Annotated in this window: 1 pseudogene; it reads right to left on the bottom strand. The window is 59.8% G+C overall.

Annotated elements, in window-relative coordinates:
- A pseudogene (locus tag Q4563_RS19980) lies at window positions 1-271 on the bottom strand (quinone oxidoreductase); the annotation flags it as partial.

Raw genomic sequence — 271 nt, 5'->3', positions numbered from 1 at the left:
CGCCCATGGTACGCAAGATATCCAGTCGTTCGGAACTACCTGCCGTGGCAGTCACGGTTAACCCTTGATGCAACGCCAGCTGCAAGACCATGCGGCCAACACCACCAAGCCCTCCCAGCACCAGCAATTGACTGTCTGACGAGGGTCGCAAACGCTGGAATATTTCCATCGCCGTCAGCGCCACCACAGGCAAACAGGCGGCGGCCTCATTGGTCAGATTGGCTGGGGCACGAGCGAGCAGGCGCGCATCGGCAAGCACATACTCACACAC

This window comes from Gilvimarinus sp. 1_MG-2023, assembly GCF_030548285.1.
The sequence above is the reverse complement of the archived record's forward strand: the minus strand, read 5'-3'. Positions and strand labels throughout refer to the sequence as shown.